The sequence below is a fragment of the Jiangella rhizosphaerae genome, from assembly GCF_003579925.1.
Classification (GTDB): domain Bacteria; phylum Actinomycetota; class Actinomycetes; order Jiangellales; family Jiangellaceae; genus Jiangella; species Jiangella rhizosphaerae.
The window spans coordinates 1-21,540 of sequence record NZ_QUAL01000042.1; the positions used below are offsets into that span (position 1 = coordinate 1).

The following is a 21,540-nucleotide window of genomic DNA, read 5'->3' on the forward strand; positions in this document are numbered from 1 at the left end:
CTGGACCGGCTCGGCGGCCGTGGCGACGCCGACCGGGCCGACGACGAACGCGGCGGCCACCGCGGCGACCAGGCCGGCCGCGGCGCGCTGCTGGAACCGCAGGACGGGCAGCCGCGGCGCCTTGCGCCCGCTCAGCGCCGCGGGGATCTCGACGACCAGTCCGACGGCGAAGCTGATCCAGCCCAGCCACGCGATCCAGACCAGCGCCTGGAGGAACAGCGACCCGTCGTCGGGCTCGGTGAGCGCGGACGTGACGTCGTCCCAGCTGGGCACGGAGTCGGGGAGCGGGTTGCCGGCGACGGCGATCAGTGCGAGCGGGATGCCGACCAGGACCGCGACGATGACGACCAACGCTCCCAGTCCGCGCAGGACCGATCCGATCCTTCGCCGGGGGCGGGCGGTTCGATGGGTTCGAGGCACGGGGAAACTCCTCACTGTTCCGTACCGACGCCGCGCGCGAGGCGGGCCTGGGCACTACCTGTGGCCTGGGACGTCGGGGGCCCGATCAGGGACAGGAAGACGTTGTCGTAGGTGACGGTGGTGTCGACCTGGACCGTCGTGTCGTCGACTCGGCGGCAGTCGGTGGCCTGCCCGCCGGCCGCCGTCACGTAGTTCAGGGCGGCGGTACAGGCGCGGGAGAAGTCGATGGTCGGGTGACCGGCGCCGTTGCCGTCGATGATGACCGCCTGGGCGGCGGTGCGGGCCGCCTCGGCCGCCAGCGCGTTGGCGCGCTGCATCGCCCGGATCTTGCCGCCGCCGTCGACCACCAACCCGATGGCCAGGAACAACGCCATGACGATGACCACGGCGAAGACGGCGACGGCGCCGCCTTCGCCGCCGGACCGCGGCCGCCGGGCCGTCATCGGCGCATCCTGTAGGTGTCGAGCGGGCTCTCGACGGTCTCGGTGATCTCCCGCGAGCCGGGCAGCCCGGGGATGGCGACGTCGGAGAGCTGGACGCGGCAGGTGACCGTGGCCGTGACCGTGGCCGGCTCGCCCGGCGGCCGGCTGAACTGGCTGGTGTCGATCTGGATGGACGGTCCGCCCACGCACAGGAGGTCCTGTCGCGCCAGCGACGCCTCGGCGGCGTTGCGGCCCTGGATGAGCGCGTCGCTCTCGGTACGGGCGATGGACGCGGTGCGCGCGGCCTCGGCGGCGGCGTGCTCGACCGAGCCACCGGCGATGGTCACCCGGCCGCCCAGCACCAGCAGGGCGATGATCATCAGCAGGCCGGGCGCGACCACCGCCAGCTCGACGGTCGCCGAGCCGCGCTCCCTGCGTTCTGCTTGCGCGGACATGTCAGCCCGGCCCGGTGAAGCGTTCGACCGGCCCGCTGGCCGTCTGGGAGACCTGGTGTCCGGACCAGCCGGGGAACAGGCTCTGCGACGAGCCCTCGACGGTGATGGTGACTTCGACGTCGCCGCCGTCACCGCTGACGGTGACGCTGCTGAGCACGCCGTCGGCGCCGGCCTCCTGGGCGAAGGAGCGGGCCTCGGCGACGCCGGCCGCGAGCGACCCGCCGTTGCCGGTGGCCACCCGCACGCCCTCTTCGGCGGCGGCCAGGGCGACGTTGCGGGCGTGGTACCACAACGCGCCCTCGATGACGCCGAAGGTGATGAGCAGGACGACCGGGAACAGGACCACGAGCTCCAGCGTCGCCGCGCCTCGTTCGGGACGTCCGGGGAGGCGGCGCCGAACTCGACGCCGCTGCCCGTCACGTGGCCGGCGGCTCATGGCCTACTGGATCTTCGCTTGTTCGCGGTTGATGACGCCGATGATGATGCCCACCAGGGCCACGGCGGCGACGAACACGGCGGCGGCGATGACGACGTACTCGAGCGTGGTGGCGCCGTGTTCGCGGCGGCGTTCGGTCAACTCGGAGTAGCGCTCGCGCAGCTCGGCGGACAGGACCGTCATCCATGTCTGGAGTTGCAGCATTGTCGTGTTCCTCTCGGGGGTGCGGGCTGTTCCCGACCCGTCACAGCTGTAGGCATGTCCGGGGAGACTTCTGTGACGTGCCGGGATCGGGGAATTCCGGACTGAGGAAATAACGGACAAAGAGTCATTCGAGCATACGCATCACCGTGGGAGCCGCCAGTAGAGCCATGAAAACCACGCCCAGAAGTGCGACGGGCATGACCATTCGTTCGCTGTCGGCATTGGCGCGGGCGTGCTCGGCCGACAGGGTGGCGTCGCGCAGGCCGCTGGCGCGGGCGCGCAGACTCTCGTAGACCGTGGCGCCCTCCTCGCCGGACAGCCGCATGATGTCGGCGAGGTCGTCGAGGTCGCTGAGTCCGAGCTGGATCGAGAGCGTGTGCAGGCCCTCCCAGGGCGTCGTGCCGGACCACCGCGCCCGGGCCAGTTCCTCGCGCAGCCGTTGGAACACCCAGGAGTCGCCCACCTCGGCGGCGTTCTCCAACGCCTGGGTCGACCCGGCGCCGCCGGCGCGCTCCAGCGCGACGAGGTCGATGTAGGCGCCGAGCGCCCGGGTGAACTCCTCGCGGGCGTTGTTCGCCTTCTGCCGGGTCTCGATGTCGGGCAGGAACCACATCACGACGGCCAGGATCAGCCCGACGAACGCCGGCACGGTGAACGGCAGGCTCACGCCGGTGATCGCCAGGGTGAGCGTCAGGATGGCGGGGAAGGCCAGACCCAGCAGCGCCCACAGCGCCTTCTCGCCGTAGTAGCGGTATGCGGGGATGCGCAGCAGGTCCAGCTCCTGCCGCGGCAGCCGGAAACCCACCAGCGTCGGCAGCCGCTGTTCGAGGAACCGGCCGAGGCGGTCCTGGAACAGCGAGCTGGACTGACTGGTCTGCGGTTCCATCGAGCGCGTGGTCTCGGTGCCGGTGTCGTGCAGCCGGCCCAGCGTGGCCCGCAGGTGCGGCTGGGCGGGGACCAGCTCGCGCACGACGATCGCCAGCCCGAGGCCGGCCAGCGCGCCGGCGAGGATGCCGAGTTCCCAGATCATCGGCGCGCCTCCGCCCGGGCCGGTCCGGTGGCCGAGCGCAGGTCCCAGCCCATGATGCGCGGCAGCGGCCGTGGCTTGGTGATCTGGCGCATCCACAGCAGGCAGAGCACGTAGCAGCTGAGCAGCACGATGAGCACGATCTGCCCGATGGCCGAGCCGTACGGCTCGATGTAGGAGCTGTTGAACGTCATGAAGCCGAGGACGACCAGCGTGATGATGGTGACCATGCGTGCCGTGGTGCGCGGCTTGGACCGGTCGGCCTCGATCTTGCGCCGCACCTGGACGTCTTGTGCCACCGTCGCCGCCAGCCCTTCGAGCACAGCGGCGAGACCGGCGCCGCGTCGCGTGGCTCCCAGGATCAGCGACGACGCGATGAGGTCGCCGGTGGCGTCGTCGAGGTCGTCGGCGAAGGCGCGCAGCGCCGCCACCGTCGGCCAGCGGGCACGCAGCCGCGCCACCAGCGTCGTCACCTCGGCGCGCAGCGCGTCGGGTGTGGACTTCATGGTGGCGGTGATGGCCTGTTCCAGCCCGACGCCGACGGTGAGCACGCCGGCCAGCGACCGCGTCCACTCCTCCATGGCTTCGAGCTTGGCGACGGGTGTGGCCGACGGGGGCGGCGCGAGCAGCGCGGGCAGGCCGATGAGCGCGGCGGGCACGAGCACGACGAGGATCAGCCAGCCCGTGAGCAGCCAGGCGACCATGCCGCCGGCCAGGCCGATGCCGAGCAGGAGGCGCAGCTGCCGGGCGGCGGGGTTGCGGCCGCCGGTCATGCTGATGAACCGCGCCTTGAGCCGCTGCCCGGTCGTGGACGGACGTGCCTGCACCGGCTGCGGGAGGAGTCCGAGGACGATGACGAGCAGCCCACCCAGCACGAGGATGGCGGCCAGCGCCGCCGCGAACGGCGTCACGGCACACCGCCGTGGTCGAGCAGCCGCGGGTTGAATCCCACGCGTTCGAGGTCGGCCAGCCAGATCGGCGGGGTGCCGGGCACCGCACGGCCGTCGGGGCCGGGCTGGAACACGTCGGTGACGGCCGGCAGGCCGTGCTCGCCCGGCTCGATCGCGATGATCTCGCTGATGTAGCGCGACCGCTTGCCGCCGGCGTGGCTGTCGTCGACCAGCTCGATCTGGACGATGAGGTCGATGTGCTCGGCGATCTGCCGGTACGCGAAGGACTCCGTGACGTGCTGGCCGGCCTCCATGGCGCAGGTGACCAGGCGCTCGATGGCCGCCCGTGCGGAGTGCGCGTGAGTCGTCGACAGCGAGCCGGCGCCGGACTGCATCGCCTTGAACATCGGCAGCACCTCGCGGCCGCGCACCTCGCCCACGATGAGCCGGGAGAGGTTCATGCGCAGCGAGTCGAAGACGAGGTCGTCGAGGGTGATCTCGCCGACGGCGCGTCCGTCGGGTCCGCGCTCGCCGCTGCCGGGCCGCGCCTCCCACGCCACGATGCGCTTGTGCCGCTCGGGCATGTCGTGCAGGTGCAGCTCGTACTCGGTCTCGATGGTGCCGATGCGCTCCATGGGGTCCAGCTCGTTGGTCAGCGCGCGCACCAGCGTGGTCTTGCCGGCGCCCTGCGCTCCGGAGACGACGAGGCTCTTGCGGGCCCGGACGGCGGCGGCGAGGAACGCCGCCGCGGCCGGGCTGAGCATGTCGAGGTCGACCAGCTCCTTGATGCCGATGTCGGTGAGCCGGTGCTTGCGGATGACGGCCACTGGGCGGGGGGTGATCCACGCGGTGGCCGCGAGCCGCGAGCCGTCGCGCAGCCGCAGGTGCAGCCGCGGGTTGGACGGCGAGAACGGCCGCTCGTTGTTGCCCGTGCGGGTCGCCAGGAACGACAGCGTCTCGATGAGCTCCTCGTCGCTGTCGGCCACCGGCGGGCCCTCGACGATGCGGCCGTCGTCGTAGATGAGGTGGACGTTGTCGTGCCCGTTGATCTCGATGTTCTCGATGTCGGGGTCGTCGACCAGCGGCTGCAGCCGGCCGAGCCCGAACAGCGCGGCCATGATCGCCTCGGCCAGCTGGATCTGCTCGTCCGGCGTGATGATCGGCAGGCCCTTGGTGAGCGCCCGCTCGGCGTGGTCGGCCAGCAGCTCGACGACGATGCTGCGGCCCAGCTCGCGCCGGCCGGCGTCGTCGAGACCCTCGCGGCTGCGCAGGGCGTGTGCCAGCTGGTCGGCGGCCTGTTCGCGATAGGCGCGGACCAGCCCCCAGTCGACCTCGCCGCCGCCCATGGGCCGCAGGACGCCGCCGTTGCGCTCGAGCGCGGTGAGGTCGTCGTCGGAGCGGCGGGCATGCTGGCCGGACGGCAGGGGGCCGCGGCCGCGCTGCGCCGAGGCCGATGCGAGCCGGGCTTGCAGCGACCGGCGCAGGTCGGTCTGGCCGGCCGGCCCGCTCAGCGAGTGATGGGTGTCGCCCCACTCGTCGCCGGAGCCGTTCGCGCCGTTCGACTCGGCGAACAGCGGGAGGTTCTCCAGGCTCGCCGCGGCGTGCGTGGGGTCAGCCATAGGTGTGCTCCTCCATCAGGGACTCCGCGGCCGGGGCCAGCCGGGTGCGATGGCGGTCGATCAGCTCGTGCACCGCGCCGATGACGACCCGCGTGCTGCGGAACAGCGGAGCCGCCGCGAACCGCCGTCCGTACGGCGCACCCACGCTGAGCGAGTCGGACGCCGCCTGGTCCCAGGCCATGGAGGCCAGCACCGGGACGCCGAGCGCGGAGTGGATCTCGCGGGCGCGGTAGGGCTGGCCCTCGCCGATCAGCAGCATCGCCAGCGTGTCGTCGCCCTGGCCCAGCTCGACGAGGTCTTCGCGCAGCACGTTCACCCGGGCCCGGGCCGAGCTGACGGCGGGCAGCGTCGTGCGGGTGACCAGCAGGACGGCGTCGGCGGAGCGCAACAGCGGCATCGGGCCGTGGCGCATGCCCAGGCGCCCGGCGTCGACGATGACGTCGGTGCCGGTGCGCTCGAGGTTGGCCAGCACGATGCTCAACGGCGACCACAGCTTGTCCATGCTGGCCGCCTGCTGGGCGTTGACCAGCCCGGGGACCAGCCGGACGCGGTTCTCGATGAGCGCGATGGTCTGGTCGTAGAACTTCTCGTCCAGCACGCCGCGCCGGTGCGCGACGGCCAGGCTGACCAGGCCGCGGTCGGGTGGCACGGTGCCGCGCAGGTACCCGGCGAGGATGCTGCTGCTTCCGGCGACGTCGGCCTCGACCAGCACGACCGGCCGCGGCCACAGCATGGCCATGGCCAGCGCCGTGGTCGTGACGCCGGGGGCCCCTCGTGCCGAGGTGAGAGCGACGACGGCCATCACTCGCCTCCCGCTCGCGACATCAGGATGACGACGATGCGCCCGGTCGCGATGCGGGCCGCGAGGTCGGGGGCGCGGACCTCGGGCAGGACGACGTTGACCATCCGCTGCCCGGTCTCGTCGTCCGTCGAGGTCGACACGACGGTCGCCTCGATGGAGTCGGGTGTCGAGCCGGGCGGGTCGTCCTGCGGGTTCGGGGTGTCGACGATGCGGACGGTGTCGCCGGGGCGCAGCGGCTCGCTGGGCAGCTGAGCGGTCGTGACGGCCACACCGACCATCGACTGGCCCTCGCCGGGCTGGATGCTGCCGCTGAACGAGTTCTCGGTGACCAGCGTGCCGGCCGGGAGGTCGACGGAGGCGTACTGGCCGATCACGTCGTTCTCGCGCGACTCGGGGATCGGGTCGAGCGCGGGGTCGGCATTGATGTTCGCCGTGGTGAGGTCGTCGGCGGTGATCTGCTCGCCGCGGGCGACGTCCTCGCGCACCGCGATGACGGCGACCGTGTCGCTCATACTCGTGGCCAGCCAGGCCGCGCCCAGGCCGCCGAGGGCGACCAGGGCCACGCCGAGGCCGATCAACGCCGGCCGGCGGCGCTGCTTCGGCGGCGCGGCGACGGCCGGTTCGAGCTTGGCCTCGGCGATCTCGAAGTCGTCGTCGAGCTGGTCGGGCGCCGGCTGATGGGTGGGGGGCGAACTCATCGTTGCCGTCCTGCTGTGTCCGGGGAAGGGGGGTGTCGCTCGGTGGTGCTGGGGCTGTGGTGGTGCTGGGGCTGTGGCGTCAGGTGGAGCTGTCGAGGTAGAGGGCCAGGGCCAGGGTCGCCAGCCGGCTGCGGGAGCCCGCGCCGAGCTCGGTGACGAGCCGGTCCAGTACCTCGTAGTCCTGTTCGTAGAGCCGGATGTTGAGCGGCGAGAGGGGCTGGGCGACGGGAAGCTGGGGCTTCGCCGTGCGGGCGGTGAAGAGTCGGCCTCCAATGCTGTTGGACTCGTGGTGCAGCTTGACCAGGTGGTCGTGTCCGGCCTCGATCGCGTCGATGAGGATCTCGCCGTTCGACCGGCCCGACCGCCGGCGCTCCGCCGCCACCAGCGAGAGCAGCGACGACGGGACGTGCACGACGCTCGGCTTGATGACCGGCGCGGCGTCGTCGTGCGTGACCGCGCCGCCGACCGAGCGGCGGGCCAGGACGTCGTCCAGGCCCGCGGTGTCCACCGCCGGGTTCGTGCCCTGCCGCAGGAACTCAGCGGTCGGAGTGCTCTCGGTCAATGCCGGCCTCCTCGATACACGTGCGAGGCCGCGCCCTGCACGGGCGGCCTCGTGGCATGAGGGTATGTGACTGCCCCGACAACTGCATAGGGCGTGAATTGTTAAGTCTTGGCGAGCGTCTGGTGACTGTATGACCCATGTATGGGCTCCGTCCGGGGGTCCGAACCGCCCTGCCGGCTCGGCCGTTCAGACGATATTCACGGCTGACCTGCGTCGGCGCAACCCGAATGGCGCAGTTCCATGATCATGACGGGTCCGGTGTGACGCAGGTGAAGGGTGTGGCGGGTTCGGTCGTGCCGTACCCGGTCCCGCAGTGCCGAGTCCCGGCCCCCTGGCCGCGCAGGGTTCGGCACGTCCTACCGGCCTCCGCACGCCGCCGGCGACGGCCGCACGTCCGCCTGCGCCGCCGTTTGCGCCGCGGTCCGGTCACGCCGCCGTGGGCACGTCGTCGCGCAGCTGACGGGCGACCTTGCGGATCGCCCTGCTGGCCCGCTGCCGCGCTGCCGGCCAGGTGAGGCCGTGCCGTGCCGCCGCGGCCGCACCGCCCTCCGTCCCCGGCGCGGGCGTGTAGATGTCGAGGATCAGCGTGGCGTCGGCCGCGGTGATGGTGCCCTCGTCGACGGCCCAGGTGAGCAGGTCGAGCAGCTCGTGGTCGGCGGTGGTGCGTTCGGACGGGGTGAGCGGCATGAGGTCGGCGGCCAGGACGTCGGGGCTGGTGGGGGTCTCGCTGAGCTGATGGGTCAGTTCGCCGGTGACGGCGCGCAGCGTCTCCATCGCGATGTTCGCCGCGACCTTGGCCTGTCGCCGCTCGAGCGGATACGTCGCGATGACGGTCCACAGGGCGGCGACGGCGGTGTGCTCGAGGCTCGGCTTCGTGTCGCGGCCGGCGCGCGTCGTGGCGATGCGCACCGCCTTGCCGAGCATCAGCTGGAGCACCGTCCGGCCGGCCAGTGAGTCGCCGCCGTGGGCGAGGCGCAGCAGCGCCAGCAGGATGCGGTCGGCCTGCTCCGCGCCGGCCGCGGCGACCGCCGGCTCGACGTCCTCGAGCGCGACGCAACCGGCGAGCTCGGCGTGCCGGCGGCCCCAGTGGGCGACGGCGGACTCGGTGCGGGGGTCGGCGCAGAGCCGGCTCCATTCGGCGTTCAGCCGACCGACGAGACTGGCGTCGGCGCGCCGGCGGGCGCCGGTGCAGGTGACGTCGTAGGCACTGGCTGCAGGCATCGGCATGGGGGTGGCTCCTCCGGGGTGGATCGACCCCTCAACCGTGGTCGGCAGGGCTTGCCCCGGCTCTTGCCCGCAAGGCTCCGGCGTGGGTTCTGGCACTTGCCCGCTCGAGGACTGCGCAGGTCAGCGGCTTGCCCGATGCCCGTGATGGGTCCGTATGCCCGATCCGGGCCGCAACCGGCACCGATCACCCCGTCACAGGACGCCGTCCCCCGGCACCTACGCAGACAACCGACCCGCCGACCGAGGAGCCCGACATGACAGAGCGCTTCAGCAACCGGCAGTCCCTCATGGACGCGGCGACGGTTCTGGCGGCGCGACGGGCCATCGACAGGGAGCTCGCCCACCTCATCGCCGACCCCTTCGACCGCGACGCGGCCAAGCGGCTGCACGACGCGGTGGGTGCCAACGCCGACCGCGCCCAGGAGGCGCTGGAACGGCTGGTGCAGGTGGCCGATCTGCGCGAACCCTGGGAACCGGGCGCGGCCGGCACTGGCTCCGGTGCGGGCTCGGACGGTGAGGTGGCTCCGCCGTCCTCGAGCCCGCACCGGCACGACGCGACGCACGAGGAACCGGCACCATGAAGATCAACTGGGGCTTCGGCCCGCCGAAGGAGCCGAAGGGCACCGGCGGCGGCGACGGCGGGCGCGACACCGCGACCTCCGCACCGCGCTCGGAGCAGCACACCTGGACCGGCGGCTCCCAGCTCGCCACCCGCATCGTCGTCGGGCTGCTGTGGGTCGCTCTCATCGCCGGCCCGCTGGCGCTGGCGCTGCAGGTGCTCATGCCCGAGACGCGCCCGGTCGTCCAGCAGGACGGTGACGTCGACCGCATCGGCGAGGCCGCCGCCGTCAGCGAGTTCGCCGAGCGCGCCGTCGTCGCCTGGCTCGAGACGCCGTCCGAGCAGTCCGACGCCCTGCGCGCCTACTTCGGCGACCTCGGGCAGAGCCGTCCCGACATCCCGTGGACCACCTCCGGGTCCGCCGTCGCCGAGATCGTCAAGGACGACAGCGGGCTGTGGTCGGTCACGGTGGGCGTCGATGCCGCCGAGGGTGAGCCGCCGGCCGACGCCGAACCCGCGGCCGCGTCGGCCGAGCCCGCCGCAGAGACGCCCGCCGAGGGCGACGACGGCGACGCCGAGCAGCCGGTCGAGCGCATCACCGCCGGCCGCCTCTACTTCCAGGTGCCGGTCCTCTACGTCGACGGCGAGATGATCGCGCAGGCGCTGCCCGCGCCGGTGCCGGCGCCCGACGAGTTCGAGCAGCTGGCCTCGGCCTACGACCACGGACTGGCCGCCGACCACCCCGCGTTCGCCCGGGTGGCCAACTTCCTCAACGCCATGCTGGTCAGCGGCGACCAGGCCTCGCTCGAGGCCTACAGCAGCCCGGGCACGTCGTTCCGGGTGCTGAACCCGGTGCCGTACGCCGGGGTCCGGGTCGAGACCATCGTCGCCGCCGGCGGCGAGGCGCCCAGCGAAGAGCCGTCCGACGGCGAGACCGCCGAGGTCCAGGCCAACGTCACGCTGAGCGGCTCCAACGGCGAGCAGCTCGGCGCGCAGTACTCCCTGGTGCTCCAGGCGCGCGAGGGACGGTGGGAGGTGGCCCGGCTGCGCACGTCGCCCGCGCTGGCCGAGCCGGTCCCGCTGCCCGAGCCGGCGCCGGTCACCCCCACGACTCCTGGGACGAGCACCTCGCAGGGGACCTCGTCCCAGGGCCCAAGCCGAACACCGTCCGAGGAACCGACGAGGGAGGCCGGATCAGACCCACCCACGGGGACGACCACCGAGTCGCCCTGACCCACCCGCAGCAGCAGCCCGTTCACAAGGAGAAGGAGCCATGAGCCTCATCACCGGACTCACGGCGACGGCACCCGACCTCGCCACCTCGTCCATCACCATCCAGGCCGGCCTGATCGACTGGACCACCGACACCGCCTCGAACCTGCAGACGGTGCTGCGGGTCGTGGCCATCACGGTGGCGATCCTGTTCGTCGTCTACAAGGCCGTCCAGTCCAAGTTCGCCATCGGCACGATCATCGTCTCCGCGCTCGCGGCCGGCGTCTTCATCTGGATCGTCTACAACGTCACTGCCCTGCGCGACACCGTCGGCGAGGACCTCCCCGGGTCGGCCCCGGTGTCCCACCAGGTCGATCTCACTTAGCTGTCCGGCATCCCACGCAGGCCGGCCACGAGACCCAAGGGCGGAGGTGACGATCGATGGCCGAGGACCCAGAGGACCTGGAGACCGTCAAGTACTACACGCGGGCCCGGAAGTTCCCGCAGCTGCTCGGGCGCATGCCCGACGGCACGAAGATCCCCGGCGGGCCGTACACGGTCCAGCAGCTCATCGCGGCCATCCTCATCATCGTCGTCGGCGGGCTGACCATCGACACATGGGGCGTCTTCGGGGTCTTCGGCAACATCGCCCTGCTGTTCGGGGCGGCGTTCGGCGCGGTGTTCCTCATCGGCCGGCTGCCGATGAACGGCCGCAATCCGCTGTACGCGCTGCTCGGCCTGTACCGGGTGCTCAACGCGCCCGCGTCGGGCAAGTACCAGGGCCGGCCGGTGCGGTTCCGGCGGCCGCGGCGCGTCCGGCACCGCACCAGCGTCTATCTCGGCCCGCTGCCCGGCACCGATCCGTGGGCCGGTCTCGAGCCGGGCGTCGCCGTCACCGCCGAGCGCGAGCTGCCCGACGGGCTGCGGCGGCGGCTGGACCGCGCCCCGGCGCCGTCCGAACCGGCCGGGGAGCCGGCGGACGCGCTCGAACCGGTCGTGGCCCAGACCGCCGCGCCACTGAGCGGGGTGCAGGCGCTGCTGGCCCTGCTCCCCGCCGACCAGCACGACCATCAACCCGCGAACGGACGGCGTGCGGCGCCGCGTCCGCGGGGCCAGCAGCGCACCGCCGTCCGGCAGGGGAGCGGCGAGCTCAGCGATTCGTGGGGTGAGGACGATGCGTAGTCCGGCGCGAGCCATGGCCGGCCATCTGCTCTGGTCGCGGGGCGGAACGGTGTGGGCGACGTGGCGGCTGCAGGCGCTGCCGTACGGCTTCCGTCCCGACAAGGACAAACACAGCGTGCGCGCGGCGCACCAGGCGCTGCTGCGGGCGTTGCCCGGCGAGGCGCTGCTCGTGGGCGCCTGCGCGGCGCTCGACCCCGCTGCCATCGTCGAGCGGATGATCACCGGCATCCCGCTCGAGCACTGCCCCGAGTGGGCGGCCGAGTGCGAGGCCACCCTCGACACCCTCGACGAGCTCGCGCTCGGGCAGCGGACGTTCTGGCTGAGCGTCCCGCTGCGCAACGGCGGCCGCTTCGGCAACCTCGGCGAGTCCTTCCGGGCCGCCGTCGACGACTTCCGCGACCAGCTGGCGCTGCCCCGTCACGGCATCTCGCCGGCCGAGTTGAAGGTGCGTACCGAGCAGGCCCGCAAGGTCGAGCTCGGCATCCCCGCCGTGTTCCGGCCGCGGCCGGCCACCGTCGCCCAGCTGGTCTGGCTCTACCAGCACACCCTGCAGCGCGGCCTGTTCGCCGACATGGACCTCCCCGAGACCCGGGCCGACCACGAGGCCGCGGTCGTACCCCGTCACGGCGTGCTGTGGCCCGACGCGCTCATCGACGAGGGCGGCCAGTCCGAGCTCGACCGCAAGCAGCTCAAGAGCTGGAACCCGCTGCGCCGCAAATACGTCAAGATCACGCAGCCCGACCAGCCCGACGCCGTCTCGTACCAGGGCCTGCTGGCGCTGGCCGACACCCCGGCCGACGGCATGGTCTTCCCGGGCGGCGAGTACCTCGGCCGTGTCGACGACGCCGGGCTCGACGTCGACTGGGCGGTGCGGCTGCACACCCGCACCCGCGAAGAGGTCATCGCGCGCAACCGCCGCGCCGTCGCCAACCTCAACGACCAGTTCCTGCAGCAGGAGGGCCAGCTCACCACGGGCATGCACGCCATCGAACGGTCTGCCCGCGACCTCGCCGAGTACGAGGCGTTGCTGTCCGCCGACGACCTCGAGGTCGAGGTCGAGGCGACCGTCATCTTCTGCGTCGCCGGGCGCACCGGCGAGCAGGTCATGGAGCAGGCCAAGGAGCTGCAGGCGTTCTACGGCGCCTCCGGGTTCAAGCTCACCCACCCCCTGGGCAACCAGGAGGACCTCTGGTGGGCCATGCTGCCAGGCACTGCGCTGTCGAAGTCCGTCCGCGAGTTCGCGCAGATCACCACGTCGCACTCCTTCTCCGCGTCGGTTCCGGTGGTCACGTGCGACGTCGGCGACAACAAGGGCACCCTGCTGGGCCTGAACATCTCCACCGGCCAGACCGGCGTCGTCCACCACGACCCCGCGGGCGCCACGACGCGGCTGGACGTGTCCGGCTCGCTGGCCATCGCCGGCGAGCTGGGTGCCGGCAAGTCGGTCGCGTTGAAGAAGATCGCCGCCGACACCGTCGACCGCGGCGGCCGGTTCATCGCGCTGGACCGCACGGAGTCCGGCGAGTGGGTGACGATGGCCCGCGCCCTCACCACCCCCACCGTCGTCTCCGTCGTCGACCCGACGATGAGCATGGACCCACTGCGGGTGTTCGACCGGCACACCGGCTCGCGGGTCGCGCAGTCGTTCCTCACCCCGCTGCTCAACGTGTCGCCGACGTCCGAGCGCGGCGTGCTGCTCTCCGAGGTGCTCGAGGTCGGCTACCTCGCCCGGCACGGCATCCGCGGGCTGGGCGACCTCACCAAGCACCTGCTCGAGAGCTGCACGCTCGACGGCGCCTACGAGCTGGGCCGGCTGATGAACGTGTTCGCACGCAAGGAGTTCGGCCGGGTCATCTTCGACACCTCGCTGCCGCCGGTCGAGCTGAGCGACCGCGCCATCGTGTTCTGGACCCGCACCCTGGAGCTGCCCGACCGCGACGAGTTGCAGCACGCGCACCTGTTCGAGCAGCTGAAGCTGGAGAAGATCTTCGGGCGGGCCATGTACGCACTCATGGCCAGCATGGGCCGGCAGGTCTGCTTCGGCGACCGTTCCGAGCTGGCCCTGTTCATCGTCGACGAGGCGCACCACGTCACGGCCTCGCCCGAGGGCGAGCGCGAGATCACCGTCTTCGTCCGCGACGGCCGCAAGCACCAGGCCGCGGTCGCGCTGGGCAGCCACGACCCCGAGAGCGACTTCGGCGACGCCACCCTGCGTGGCCTCATCCCGACCCGCATTCTCATGCGGCACCGCGACAAGACGCTGGCCAAGCGCGGCCTGAAGTGGCTCGACCTCGATCCCGACGACGAGTCGCTGGTCGCGCTGATCACCGAGCACACCAGCCCGGTCGGCCCCGACGGCGTCCCCGAGATGCGGCGCGGCGAGGCGCTCATGCGCGACGCCCTGGGCAACGTCGCCCGCATCAAGATCATGCCGCCGTCGCGGCCCGAGCGGTTCGAGGCGATGAAGACCTCGCCACCGGAAGTGCAGATCGGGGCGCGGCTTCCGGCCGCCGCTCCGCTGCTCGGCGGCGGGCTCCCGGGCCGTCCCGGTGTGCCTGAGCTCGACGGCGGCGACCGGCCGGCCGAGCTCGAGGCCGGCCGCTCCGACGACGCCGTCGGGTCGAGGCTCGCATGAGCGTCGTCGCCGGCGCGGTCACCATCGTCGCCGAGGCCTGCCAGGTCCCCGGCGGCAACGGCCTGGGCGACCAGTTCATCAACCCGACCGGCAACTGCGAGCTGTCGGCGTTTCACGTGCAACTGTCGCTCGCCGGCGGCATCACCGACCCGTTCCACCTGATCTTCAAGGTGCTCATGACGATCACCTGGGCGATCTACCAGTTCCAGGTCATCGCGCTGGCGTGGGTCACTGACTTCGTGCTCGGCATGACGTGGCTCGACTGGTTCACCGGCATCGCCGGCGACTTCCAGGACTCCATCGCCGGCATGCTGTCGAACCTGAACATCTATGTCGCGATGCTGACCATCACGGCGTTCGTGTGCATGCTCTGGATGGCCAGAGGCATGTGGGGGAAGGGCCTGGTCCAACTCCTGTTGTCGCTGATCATCGCCAACTACGCGGTGGCCGCGATCAGCTACAACGGCCAGCACCCCGACAACAACCTCGCACCGATCAACCCGATCACCTGGCTCGTCGGCGACAACGACAGCCAGGAGGGCCTACTCTACGACGCCCGCGACACCTCGCAGTACCTCGTCGGCCAGATCGTCAACGACGACGACTACCTCGACGACCTCGGCAATCCTGAGAATCAGCAGGTCAGCCCGGGCGAGAGCATCCTCAACACGTTCCTCTACCACCCGGCGATGCTGGTCAACTTCGGCTACATCCTCGACGGCGACTGCGAAGAGGCCTACGTCGTCGCGCTGTCCCATGCCGGCAACAGCACCTCGAAGGACGACCTCCGCGAAGAGCTGGAGGGCCGCGACCTCGCCGGCCGGGGCTCCGCCGCCGACGGCGTCGACACCGGTTCCGAGCTCACCGACCCCGGCACCTGGTGGGGCGGCACCGGCGACGAGCCCGTCGACTACGACCCCGAGGTCTGGAAGGTGGTCGGCAGCTGCCTCAACGACGAGGTCGACACCTTCGCCAAGATGGCCCGGCCCGACAGCTGGATGGCTCAGTTCGCGATCCAGCCGGCCGTCACCATCCTCGCCGTGCTCATCCTCATCATCGCCGGCGTCGTGTTCATCGCCGGCCTGTCCGCCCTCGTCCAGTGCATCAAGCTGCTGGTCACGCTGCTGCTGGCGATCCTCCCCGGCGGCGCCCGATCGGTGCTGTGGCGCAACATCGGTCAGCTCTTCGCCACGGTGCTGATGCTGATGTTCTGCATCGTCTTCCTCGGCGTGTTCCTCCACGTCGTCACCGACATCATGGCCTCCGGCCGGGCACCCACCGGCAATCCCGACGACCGCTCCGTCCGATGGGCCGAGATCGGCAAGTTCCTGCTCATCGACCTGCTGCTAATCGCCGGCATCGTCCTCTTCTGGCGCGGCCGCGGCGCCGTCCACGAGACCAAGGACCGCGTCGCCGCCGCCATGGCGTCGAGGTTCAACTCCGGTGGCGGCGGAGGCGGCGGCGGTTTCGGCGGCTCGTCCCTCGTCCCGGCCGGTGGCGGGAGCGGTCCGGGCGGTCTCCAGCGAGCAGCGGGCAAGCTCAACGCGATGAGCGATGCTGGCCGCAATCTGAAGGGCATCGCCCGCACCGCAGGCCTCGCCTGGGCCACCGGCGGCGGCTCACTCGTCGCCCGAGGCGGCGCGCTGGCCGCCAGGAACACCGTCCTGCGCAGGGCTGCCACCGGCGCGGGCGGGCTTGCTCGGCAGGGTGCCGCCGCCCTCGGCGAGGGCACCCGGAACGTCGCGCACACCGGCATCGCCGCCGCTCGCCGCAGCCGTGTCGGGGTCGAGCTCTCGCGCACGGCTACCCGGTCGCGCGGGCGGATGCGCCAGTTCGGTGCGTGGTCGAGCAGCATCGGAGCGAACGCCAGGAACAAATACCGAAACCGCATCTACCAGGCTGGTGAGGCCGGCCACCTTCCCGTCGACGGCCTGCGCTTCATGGCGCACAGGACCCGCAGTTGGGGGGCCGAGAGCGTGGCGTGGGCCGCTCGTGGCCGGTTCGGTACCGCGGGGATGGCCAATCGCGCCTCCCACGCCGCAGAGGACGCGAAGGCCGGCCAGGTCAAGCGGAATTACGAGCGGCGCATGCGGGCTGAGGCGGCTGCGCGAGCCAAGACCGAGGCCGACGACCGGTACCGGTCGGTCAAGGCACGCGCCGACTTCACCCGGCGGCGGCATCAGGCGCAGGCCGCGGCCGAAGCGGCAGAACGGCAGAGCAGCCGGCAGCGTCGCCGAATGAACCGCGACTTCGCCAGGCAGGAGTGGGAGAGCCGCCGCCGTGGCGGGTCCTGACAGTCGGCGGTATCGATTGCGCGTGCTGATCGCCCATGCCTACGCTCGCAACGATGGACGCTCTGGGGGTGGGTAGTGGCTCGCACCGGGCTCGATAAGCCGAGATCGTCGACTTTTGCATCGCCGTCGGCGCGCGTCCGCCGTGGTGGCCGCTATGGCTGACGTCGACTACTACGAGATCCTCGATGTCCGGCCGACGGCAACCGCGGCGGAGATCAAGGCCGCCTACCATCGCGCAGTGCGGGCGGCGCACCCCGATGCCGGCGGAACAGCGGGCATGTTCCGGCTGGTGAACGACGCCTATCGGACGCTGTCCGACCCGCGGGCCCGAGCCGCGTACGACGCCGAAATGGGCACGTCGCGTCCGGACGATGTCGCCCACGGCGCGGCAGCCCCTCCGGAGTCCGATTGGGGCGAGGAGGTCCGTTGGGAGGCCGGGGGGCCGGAGCCGCATCATGCACGCCAGGCAGCGGAGACGCTTCGGGAAGAGGACTTTCTCGACTACGGGCCGTCCTGGAGTGAGCGATGGGTCGAAACACCGGCAGGCAAGGTGGCGACTCGATGGGGCGGCTGGGCGACCGCGGCGTTGTTCGGGGCGCTCGCCGCCGTGCTGTTCCTCGCCCCAGACTGGATCCGGCCGGAGGCGGCGGGATCGGATGTCCTCGGTTGGCTTCTCGACCATTCGTTGGTGCTGTGGATCGTTGTGATCATCTACGCGATCCTGGCCGTGTATGCCTTCTTGGGACTGTTGTGGACGCCCATGACGGTGTTCCACCTCAGCGTGCTCGTCGTGGTGGTTGTCGGCTGGCCGCTGGCGTACTGGAGTCTCGCGGAAACCCGGGAACGGCTGGCGTTCGTCGGTGTGGCCATCGTGTGGATCGTCTATGCGGCCGCCATGGCGGCGATTCCGGTGTGGCAGGGGGCTCGGCTCCGTCCCGACGGGCTGACCTGAGCGGGCGCGGCGGGATCTGCGCAGACGGACCGCCTCGGCTCACCTGAGCTCTCGGCGGTCGGCGTCGGCGCCGGCCAGCTGCGGCGGCTTGTTGGCCGCGATGCTGCGGTCTTGTTCGAAGCTGGTCAGCTCGGTGCGTTCGACGGCGCCGAGCGTCGCTGTCAGTGTCTGGACATACCAAGGAGCTGCCGCCAGCGCCGCTTCGGCCTCGGCCGGCCTCATCCGGCGTGGGACCTTGATGGAGCGGAGGGCGTGCAACGCGATCATCGTCGCGCCGGTGGCGCGGAGCAGACCGGCCTCGTGGATCTGCGGGATGTCGTTGCGGAGGCCCTGGTAGAGGTACTCCTCGGCGACGTCCGGGTCAGGGATCGTGGTGAGGATCTGACGGCGGACCGGCGCGGGAAGCAGTTCGATGATCTCCGGACCGTCGGGATCGTCGAGCGGCTCATCCCCGTGAGCGGCTGTTCCGACGGGCACGTCGACGGGCACCGTTCCGGACCGTTTCCTGACCTCTCCCACGAACGGATAGGAGCTGACCCCGAGCCGCCAGGGCGTGCTGGGCCGGAAGCGCTTGCCGTCCAGCGACTCCACACCGCGGATCGCGTCGATGAGCACCAGCCGTGACTGATCGACGGCCCAGGCGCCCGCTCGTTGGAGGATCACCTCGCCGCGCCGTCGAGCGCGTGGCGCGGTCGCGCCGGCGACGAACGGATCGCGCGGCACGCAGCCATGGTGCTCCAGCACCACGGTGACCTCAGCCGGGACGCGTTCCCAGCTGTGCCACGGACGCTCGGCCGAGCCGTCGAAGGAACCGTCGAGCGTCGAGGCTGAGGGGCCGACATCGAGGTCGACCTCGCCGTGCCTGCGCCGGGAGAGGTCGCGGGACGGGGATCGGTGGTCGTCGGGCATCGCGTCCTCTGCGGCGTTCGTGAGTGGGACCACTGTATCGGCGTCCGGCCGGCGGCCAGGGATGTCACAGCTGGTCTCCTCGCCGCACTTACCTCTATAGCACCGGTCGTGGAGAGGATGACGGGCGATGAGCGACAGCAACGGACACGGGCCGCGCACGCAGCTCGACCGGCTCAGGGCGATGCCCGGCCCGCGGCAGGCCCTCGACGGGCGACGAGTGATGACGGCCGGTGCCGCGCTCGTTCCCACACCCGCCGCGGCCGCCGCGGCGGGGCCGAGGGCCCACGCAGATGCGCCGGGCCAGTTGATCCCGCTCACGCTCGGCGCTGTCACCGCGGTTCTGGACGACATGGAAGCGAAGTACTTCGTCGACGGCGACGATGCCGTCGGCGGCATCTGGGAGAACGGCTACTTCTACTTCTTCCTGCTGGCTGAGGACGGCGAGGCACCGGTCTTCCAGGTCTACGGCCAATGGGAGCGCGCCCTGCCCGTGGAGTTCTACCCCCAGGTCGCCATCTTCGCCAACGAGTGGAACGCCGAACGAGCCTGGCCGAAGGCGTTCGCCCGCGCGCTCGATGACGAGTCGATCGGACTCTACGGCGAACTGACCGTCGACTTCGGCCCGGCGGTCACCCACGATCAGCTCGACCGCGCCGTCAACGCCGGCCTCGCCAGCTCACTCGCCCTCTTCAATGAGGCGACCCTGACCTTCCCCGAGGCGGTCCCGATCGAGTTCTGACGGCGGCGAACTGTCACAGAACCACCCCTGCGCCGACCTACACAGACGTCCGCTACAAGCCGCCGCGGCGGGCGGCCGGATGGAGGGCGCGGTATGGCACAGGGTTCGATCGCCGCCGGCGGGGCCGTCGTCGCCCGGCGTACGAAGACGAAGCCTGCGCGCACACCGGGCGGCAAGGGATCCAGCCGGGTGAAGAAGTGGTTGCTCGGCATCGCGCTGCTGACGGTGTTCGGCGTGGTGGGCGCGGCGTCGCTGGCGTTCATCCCGGTCGCCACCGTCATGGCGCTCTGGTGCGAGATCACCGACCGCGCCCCGCTGGCCGAGTGCACCATGACGCCCGGCGGGCAGGAGGCCTGCACGGGCGGCGCCACGCTGGCCAACGTCCCGCAACCGTGGGCCGAGATCTTCACCGCCGCCGGCGACGAGTTCAGTGTCGATCCCGCCTATCTGGCGGCCATCTACCTGACCGAGAACGGCAACGCCTGGAAGGACCTCGACACCGACTGGCCCAGTTCCGGCTGCTGTCACGGGCCCATGCAGTTCAACGTCGGCGCCGGCACCTGGGACGCGTACAAGTACAGCGCCGACGGCGGCCCACCCGACTACATGGATCCCTGGGACGCCATCTTCACCGCCGCCAACCTCTTCACCCATGCCGACGGCGTCTACGGCAGCGTCACCGCCGAGACACCGCTCGGCGACGTTGCCAGGTGGGAGCCCGGCACGTTCGTCTACTCGGCGGCCAGCTACAACGCCGGACCCGCCGGCAACTGGAACAACAACGAGACCCGCCGCTACGTCGAGAACGTCCACGCGCTCGTCTCCTCCAACTTCACCCAGGGCGGCACCGGCGACTACGGCGAGTACGCCACCTACCCGGCGCCGCACGGCATGGGCATCGGCGAAGGCGAGGGCGGCGAGCAGGGCGAGGGCAGCGGGTGGGCCGGCTGCGGCGGCATCAGCGGCGGCGGGCTCGACGGCGTCGTGCAGATCGCGGAGCAGGAGTACGCGAAGGGCATCGTCGAGCAGCCGTTCGGCAGCAACTGCGGCCCCACCATCAGCGACACCTACATCGCCACCGGCTGCGAGGAATGGTGCGCCGACTTCGTCAGCTGGGTCTTCCAGGCCGCCGACATCCCGTTCCAGCCCGAACCCGGTACGCAGATGTACTTCTGGCGACATCCGTGGCAGATCCCCGCCGTCATCGGTATGAAGGCGTGGTTCGAGTCCGGCGGCCACGGCCAGGAGTTCATCCCCGTCGGCAGCGGCGGCCCGACGAAGCCGCCCCGGCCCGGTGACGTGATGATCTACTCCGGGCACGTGAGCATCGTCGTCGAGGTCGACGAGGCCAGCCGCACGCTGGTCACGGTCGGCGGCAACGAGAGCAACCGCATCACCCGCGCGTCGGGCACCTTCACCATGGGCCCGAGCGGGCCGGTGGTCGGCTACGGACGGATGAACCCGTGATCCGCTCGCGCTCCTCGCTGCTGCTCGTCGGCGCCGCCGTGGTACTCGCCGTCGTCGGGTTGCTGCTGGTCTTCGGTGGCGGAGGGAACGACGGTGTGGGTGGCAGCTCCGCTGTGGTCACCGCCGAGGAGAGCCGGGCTCCCGAACCGGCGCCGAACGACTCCGGCACGCCGGACGACACCAGCGCCACCCAGGCGCCCGGCGAGGAACCGGCAGCCGGCACCGACTCCGACGCCGAGCCCGGCACCGAGAGCGGCACCGAGGAGCCGCTGGAGCCGTCCGACACCCCGACCGCACGTCCCACCCCGGGCCCGCGCCAGACCCCCACCCTGCCACCCGGCATGGAGCTGCCCGAACCCGCCGTCGTGCCCGATCCGGCGACGGTCGACGGCGCCGACCCGACGGCCGTCGCCGTCGCGGCCCTGACCGCCGCCTACAGCTTCGACGCCGCGCACGACGCCTCGGCCGAGGACGCGATGAACCGGGTTCAGCCGTGGCTGGCCGAGCCGTACGACTCCGCCGTCTACGACCTCGACGGCCTGCGGCAGGACGTCCAACGCGACTGGGATCGGTGGGCCGAGCATGAGGCGTTCGCCTCGATCAACGCCATCGAAGCGCACACCACCGACGTCGACACCCCCGACACCGACATCCGCGCCGAGCGCCGGTTCTACGTCCGCATGACCCCGATCGGCCGCGACGCGTGGAACGGCCCGCTGGTCGAGCACCAGTGGTTCGCGTTCCTCGAGCGCGAGTCCGCCGCCCACCCATGGCGCATCGTCGAGCTGCAGACCCCGCTGGCGCACCGCTGACCCGCCGACCCGAGCCG

The 21,540-nt window shown here is 71.6% G+C and carries 22 protein-coding genes and 1 pseudogene; 10 read left to right on the plus strand and 13 right to left on the minus strand.

The features are described 5' to 3' along the window. The 12 genes and pseudogenes from DY240_RS04840 to DY240_RS04895 all read right to left on the minus strand — a co-directional run. Window positions 1-351 (minus strand): annotated as a pseudogene (locus DY240_RS04840) (LysM peptidoglycan-binding domain-containing protein); the annotation flags it as partial. 80 nt (window positions 352-431) lie between these two features. After that, window positions 432-863 (minus strand): hypothetical protein, encoded by a 432-nt coding sequence (locus tag DY240_RS04845; protein ID WP_119658829.1) that lies wholly within the window; start codon window positions 861-863, stop codon window positions 432-434. After that, the gene (locus DY240_RS04850) at window positions 860-1,297 is read right to left on the minus strand and encodes a TadE family protein (RefSeq protein WP_119658830.1); all 438 of its coding nucleotides are present in this window, start codon (window positions 1,295-1,297) and stop codon (window positions 860-862) included. The genes DY240_RS04845 and DY240_RS04850 overlap by 4 nt, the downstream gene beginning before the upstream one ends. Before the next feature lies 1 nt (window position 1,298). Continuing rightward, complete coding sequence (locus DY240_RS04855) at window positions 1,299-1,733, minus strand: TadE/TadG family type IV pilus assembly protein (RefSeq protein WP_119658831.1); 435 nt, start codon at window positions 1,731-1,733, stop codon at window positions 1,299-1,301. A 3-nt stretch (window positions 1,734-1,736) separates the two neighbouring features. Beyond that, the gene (locus tag DY240_RS04860; RefSeq protein WP_147375198.1) at window positions 1,737-1,937 is read right to left on the minus strand and encodes a hypothetical protein; all 201 of its coding nucleotides are present in this window, start codon (window positions 1,935-1,937) and stop codon (window positions 1,737-1,739) included. A gap of 124 nt (window positions 1,938-2,061) precedes the next feature. Further along, entirely contained in the window at window positions 2,062-2,967 is a 906-nt protein-coding gene (locus DY240_RS04865) for a type II secretion system F family protein (protein ID WP_119658833.1), read from the minus strand. Next, entirely contained in the window at window positions 2,964-3,875 is a 912-nt protein-coding gene (locus DY240_RS04870) for a type II secretion system F family protein (RefSeq protein WP_119658834.1), read from the minus strand. The genes DY240_RS04865 and DY240_RS04870 overlap by 4 nt, the downstream gene beginning before the upstream one ends. After that, on the minus strand, window positions 3,872-5,473 hold the full coding sequence (locus DY240_RS04875) for a CpaF family protein (RefSeq protein ID WP_119658835.1): 1,602 nt from the start codon (window positions 5,471-5,473) through the stop codon (window positions 3,872-3,874). Before DY240_RS04875 ends, DY240_RS04870 begins: the two co-directional genes overlap by 4 nt. Further along, the gene (locus tag DY240_RS04880) at window positions 5,466-6,275 is read right to left on the minus strand and encodes a P-loop NTPase family protein (protein WP_119658836.1); all 810 of its coding nucleotides are present in this window, start codon (window positions 6,273-6,275) and stop codon (window positions 5,466-5,468) included. The genes DY240_RS04875 and DY240_RS04880 overlap by 8 nt, the downstream gene beginning before the upstream one ends. Beyond that, window positions 6,275-6,973, minus strand: a complete 699-nt coding sequence (locus DY240_RS04885) for an SAF domain-containing protein (RefSeq protein WP_119658837.1) — start codon at window positions 6,971-6,973, stop codon at window positions 6,275-6,277. The genes DY240_RS04880 and DY240_RS04885 overlap by 1 nt, the downstream gene beginning before the upstream one ends. Before the next feature lie 79 nt (window positions 6,974-7,052). Next, window positions 7,053-7,535, minus strand: coding sequence for a hypothetical protein (locus DY240_RS04890; RefSeq protein WP_119658838.1), 483 nt, complete (start codon window positions 7,533-7,535; stop codon window positions 7,053-7,055). Between the two features lie 426 nt (window positions 7,536-7,961). Beyond that, the gene (locus DY240_RS04895; protein ID WP_119658839.1) at window positions 7,962-8,762 is read right to left on the minus strand and encodes a hypothetical protein; all 801 of its coding nucleotides are present in this window, start codon (window positions 8,760-8,762) and stop codon (window positions 7,962-7,964) included. Between the two features lie 254 nt (window positions 8,763-9,016). Here DY240_RS04895 and DY240_RS04900 point away from each other — a divergent pair, with 254 nt between their 5' ends. From DY240_RS04900 to DY240_RS04930, 7 genes are all read left to right on the plus strand, one after another. Next, window positions 9,017-9,343 carry a hypothetical protein gene (locus DY240_RS04900; protein ID WP_119658840.1) on the plus strand — a complete coding sequence of 109 codons (327 nt, stop codon included), beginning with the start codon at window positions 9,017-9,019 and terminating at the stop codon, window positions 9,341-9,343. Further along, window positions 9,340-10,554, plus strand: coding sequence for a conjugal transfer protein (locus tag DY240_RS04905; protein WP_119658841.1), 1,215 nt, complete (start codon window positions 9,340-9,342; stop codon window positions 10,552-10,554). Before DY240_RS04900 ends, DY240_RS04905 begins: the two co-directional genes overlap by 4 nt. Before the next feature lie 40 nt (window positions 10,555-10,594). Continuing rightward, window positions 10,595-10,918 (plus strand): hypothetical protein, encoded by a 324-nt coding sequence (locus tag DY240_RS04910; RefSeq protein ID WP_119658842.1) that lies wholly within the window; start codon window positions 10,595-10,597, stop codon window positions 10,916-10,918. 56 nt (window positions 10,919-10,974) lie between these two features. Continuing rightward, window positions 10,975-11,715, plus strand: a complete 741-nt coding sequence (locus tag DY240_RS04915; RefSeq protein WP_119658843.1) for a hypothetical protein — start codon at window positions 10,975-10,977, stop codon at window positions 11,713-11,715. Beyond that, a complete protein-coding gene (locus tag DY240_RS04920) occupies window positions 11,708-14,350 on the plus strand; it encodes an ATP-binding protein (protein ID WP_199700841.1) in 2,643 nt (880 codons plus the stop codon). Before DY240_RS04915 ends, DY240_RS04920 begins: the two co-directional genes overlap by 8 nt. Beyond that, window positions 14,347-16,644, plus strand: coding sequence for a hypothetical protein (locus tag DY240_RS04925; protein WP_119658844.1), 2,298 nt, complete (start codon window positions 14,347-14,349; stop codon window positions 16,642-16,644). Before DY240_RS04920 ends, DY240_RS04925 begins: the two co-directional genes overlap by 4 nt. Window positions 16,645-16,798: 154 nt before the next feature. Then, window positions 16,799-17,596, plus strand: a complete 798-nt coding sequence (locus DY240_RS04930; protein ID WP_119658872.1) for a J domain-containing protein — start codon at window positions 16,799-16,801, stop codon at window positions 17,594-17,596. 39 nt (window positions 17,597-17,635) lie between these two features. Here DY240_RS04930 and DY240_RS04935 read toward each other — a convergent pair whose 3' ends face one another. Beyond that, the gene (locus DY240_RS04935) at window positions 17,636-18,505 is read right to left on the minus strand and encodes a hypothetical protein (protein ID WP_119658845.1); all 870 of its coding nucleotides are present in this window, start codon (window positions 18,503-18,505) and stop codon (window positions 17,636-17,638) included. A gap of 127 nt (window positions 18,506-18,632) precedes the next feature. Here DY240_RS04935 and DY240_RS04940 point away from each other — a divergent pair, with 127 nt between their 5' ends. The 3 genes from DY240_RS04940 to DY240_RS04950 all read left to right on the plus strand — a co-directional run bounded on the left by DY240_RS04940 (window position 18,633) and on the right by DY240_RS04950 (window position 21,523). After that, window positions 18,633-19,244: a YbjN domain-containing protein gene (locus DY240_RS04940; protein WP_119658846.1), complete on the plus strand. Its 612-nt coding sequence runs from the start codon at window positions 18,633-18,635 to the stop codon at window positions 19,242-19,244. Window positions 19,245-19,337: 93 nt separating this feature from the next. Beyond that, the gene (locus tag DY240_RS04945) at window positions 19,338-20,711 is read left to right on the plus strand and encodes a CHAP domain-containing protein (RefSeq protein ID WP_119658847.1); all 1,374 of its coding nucleotides are present in this window, start codon (window positions 19,338-19,340) and stop codon (window positions 20,709-20,711) included. Then, a complete protein-coding gene (locus tag DY240_RS04950; protein WP_119658848.1) occupies window positions 20,708-21,523 on the plus strand; it encodes a hypothetical protein in 816 nt (271 codons plus the stop codon). Before DY240_RS04945 ends, DY240_RS04950 begins: the two co-directional genes overlap by 4 nt. Window positions 21,524-21,540: the final 17 nt, after the last annotated feature.

What these genes read in the sequence shown, in the direction of transcription:
- DY240_RS04900 (WP_119658840.1), top strand. Translation starts at nt 9,017, where the DNA reads ATGACAGAGCGCTTCAGCAACCGGCAGTCCCTCATGGACGCGGCGACG.
- DY240_RS04935 (WP_119658845.1), bottom strand. Translation starts at nt 18,505, where the DNA reads ATGCCCGACGACCACCGATCCCCGTCCCGCGACCTCTCCCGGCGCAGG.
- DY240_RS04910 (WP_119658842.1), top strand. Translation starts at nt 10,595, where the DNA reads ATGAGCCTCATCACCGGACTCACGGCGACGGCACCCGACCTCGCCACC.
- DY240_RS04940 (WP_119658846.1), top strand. Translation starts at nt 18,633, where the DNA reads ATGAGCGACAGCAACGGACACGGGCCGCGCACGCAGCTCGACCGGCTC.
- DY240_RS04850 (WP_119658830.1), bottom strand. Translation starts at nt 1,297, where the DNA reads ATGTCCGCGCAAGCAGAACGCAGGGAGCGCGGCTCGGCGACCGTCGAG.
- DY240_RS04880 (WP_119658836.1), bottom strand. Translation starts at nt 6,275, where the DNA reads ATGGCCGTCGTCGCTCTCACCTCGGCACGAGGGGCCCCCGGCGTCACG.
- DY240_RS04915 (WP_119658843.1), top strand. Translation starts at nt 10,975, where the DNA reads ATGGCCGAGGACCCAGAGGACCTGGAGACCGTCAAGTACTACACGCGG.
- DY240_RS04865 (WP_119658833.1), bottom strand. Translation starts at nt 2,967, where the DNA reads ATGATCTGGGAACTCGGCATCCTCGCCGGCGCGCTGGCCGGCCTCGGG.
- DY240_RS04930 (WP_119658872.1), top strand. Translation starts at nt 16,799, where the DNA reads ATGGCTGACGTCGACTACTACGAGATCCTCGATGTCCGGCCGACGGCA.
- DY240_RS04945 (WP_119658847.1), top strand. Translation starts at nt 19,338, where the DNA reads ATGGCACAGGGTTCGATCGCCGCCGGCGGGGCCGTCGTCGCCCGGCGT.
- DY240_RS04920 (WP_199700841.1), top strand. Translation starts at nt 11,708, where the DNA reads ATGCGTAGTCCGGCGCGAGCCATGGCCGGCCATCTGCTCTGGTCGCGG.
- DY240_RS04895 (WP_119658839.1), bottom strand. Translation starts at nt 8,762, where the DNA reads ATGCCGATGCCTGCAGCCAGTGCCTACGACGTCACCTGCACCGGCGCC.
- DY240_RS04860 (WP_147375198.1), bottom strand. Translation starts at nt 1,937, where the DNA reads ATGCTGCAACTCCAGACATGGATGACGGTCCTGTCCGCCGAGCTGCGC.
- DY240_RS04925 (WP_119658844.1), top strand. Translation starts at nt 14,347, where the DNA reads ATGAGCGTCGTCGCCGGCGCGGTCACCATCGTCGCCGAGGCCTGCCAG.
- DY240_RS04845 (WP_119658829.1), bottom strand. Translation starts at nt 863, where the DNA reads ATGACGGCCCGGCGGCCGCGGTCCGGCGGCGAAGGCGGCGCCGTCGCC.
- DY240_RS04905 (WP_119658841.1), top strand. Translation starts at nt 9,340, where the DNA reads ATGAAGATCAACTGGGGCTTCGGCCCGCCGAAGGAGCCGAAGGGCACC.
- DY240_RS04885 (WP_119658837.1), bottom strand. Translation starts at nt 6,973, where the DNA reads ATGAGTTCGCCCCCCACCCATCAGCCGGCGCCCGACCAGCTCGACGAC.
- DY240_RS04875 (WP_119658835.1), bottom strand. Translation starts at nt 5,473, where the DNA reads ATGGCTGACCCCACGCACGCCGCGGCGAGCCTGGAGAACCTCCCGCTG.
- DY240_RS04855 (WP_119658831.1), bottom strand. Translation starts at nt 1,733, where the DNA reads ATGAGCCGCCGGCCACGTGACGGGCAGCGGCGTCGAGTTCGGCGCCGC.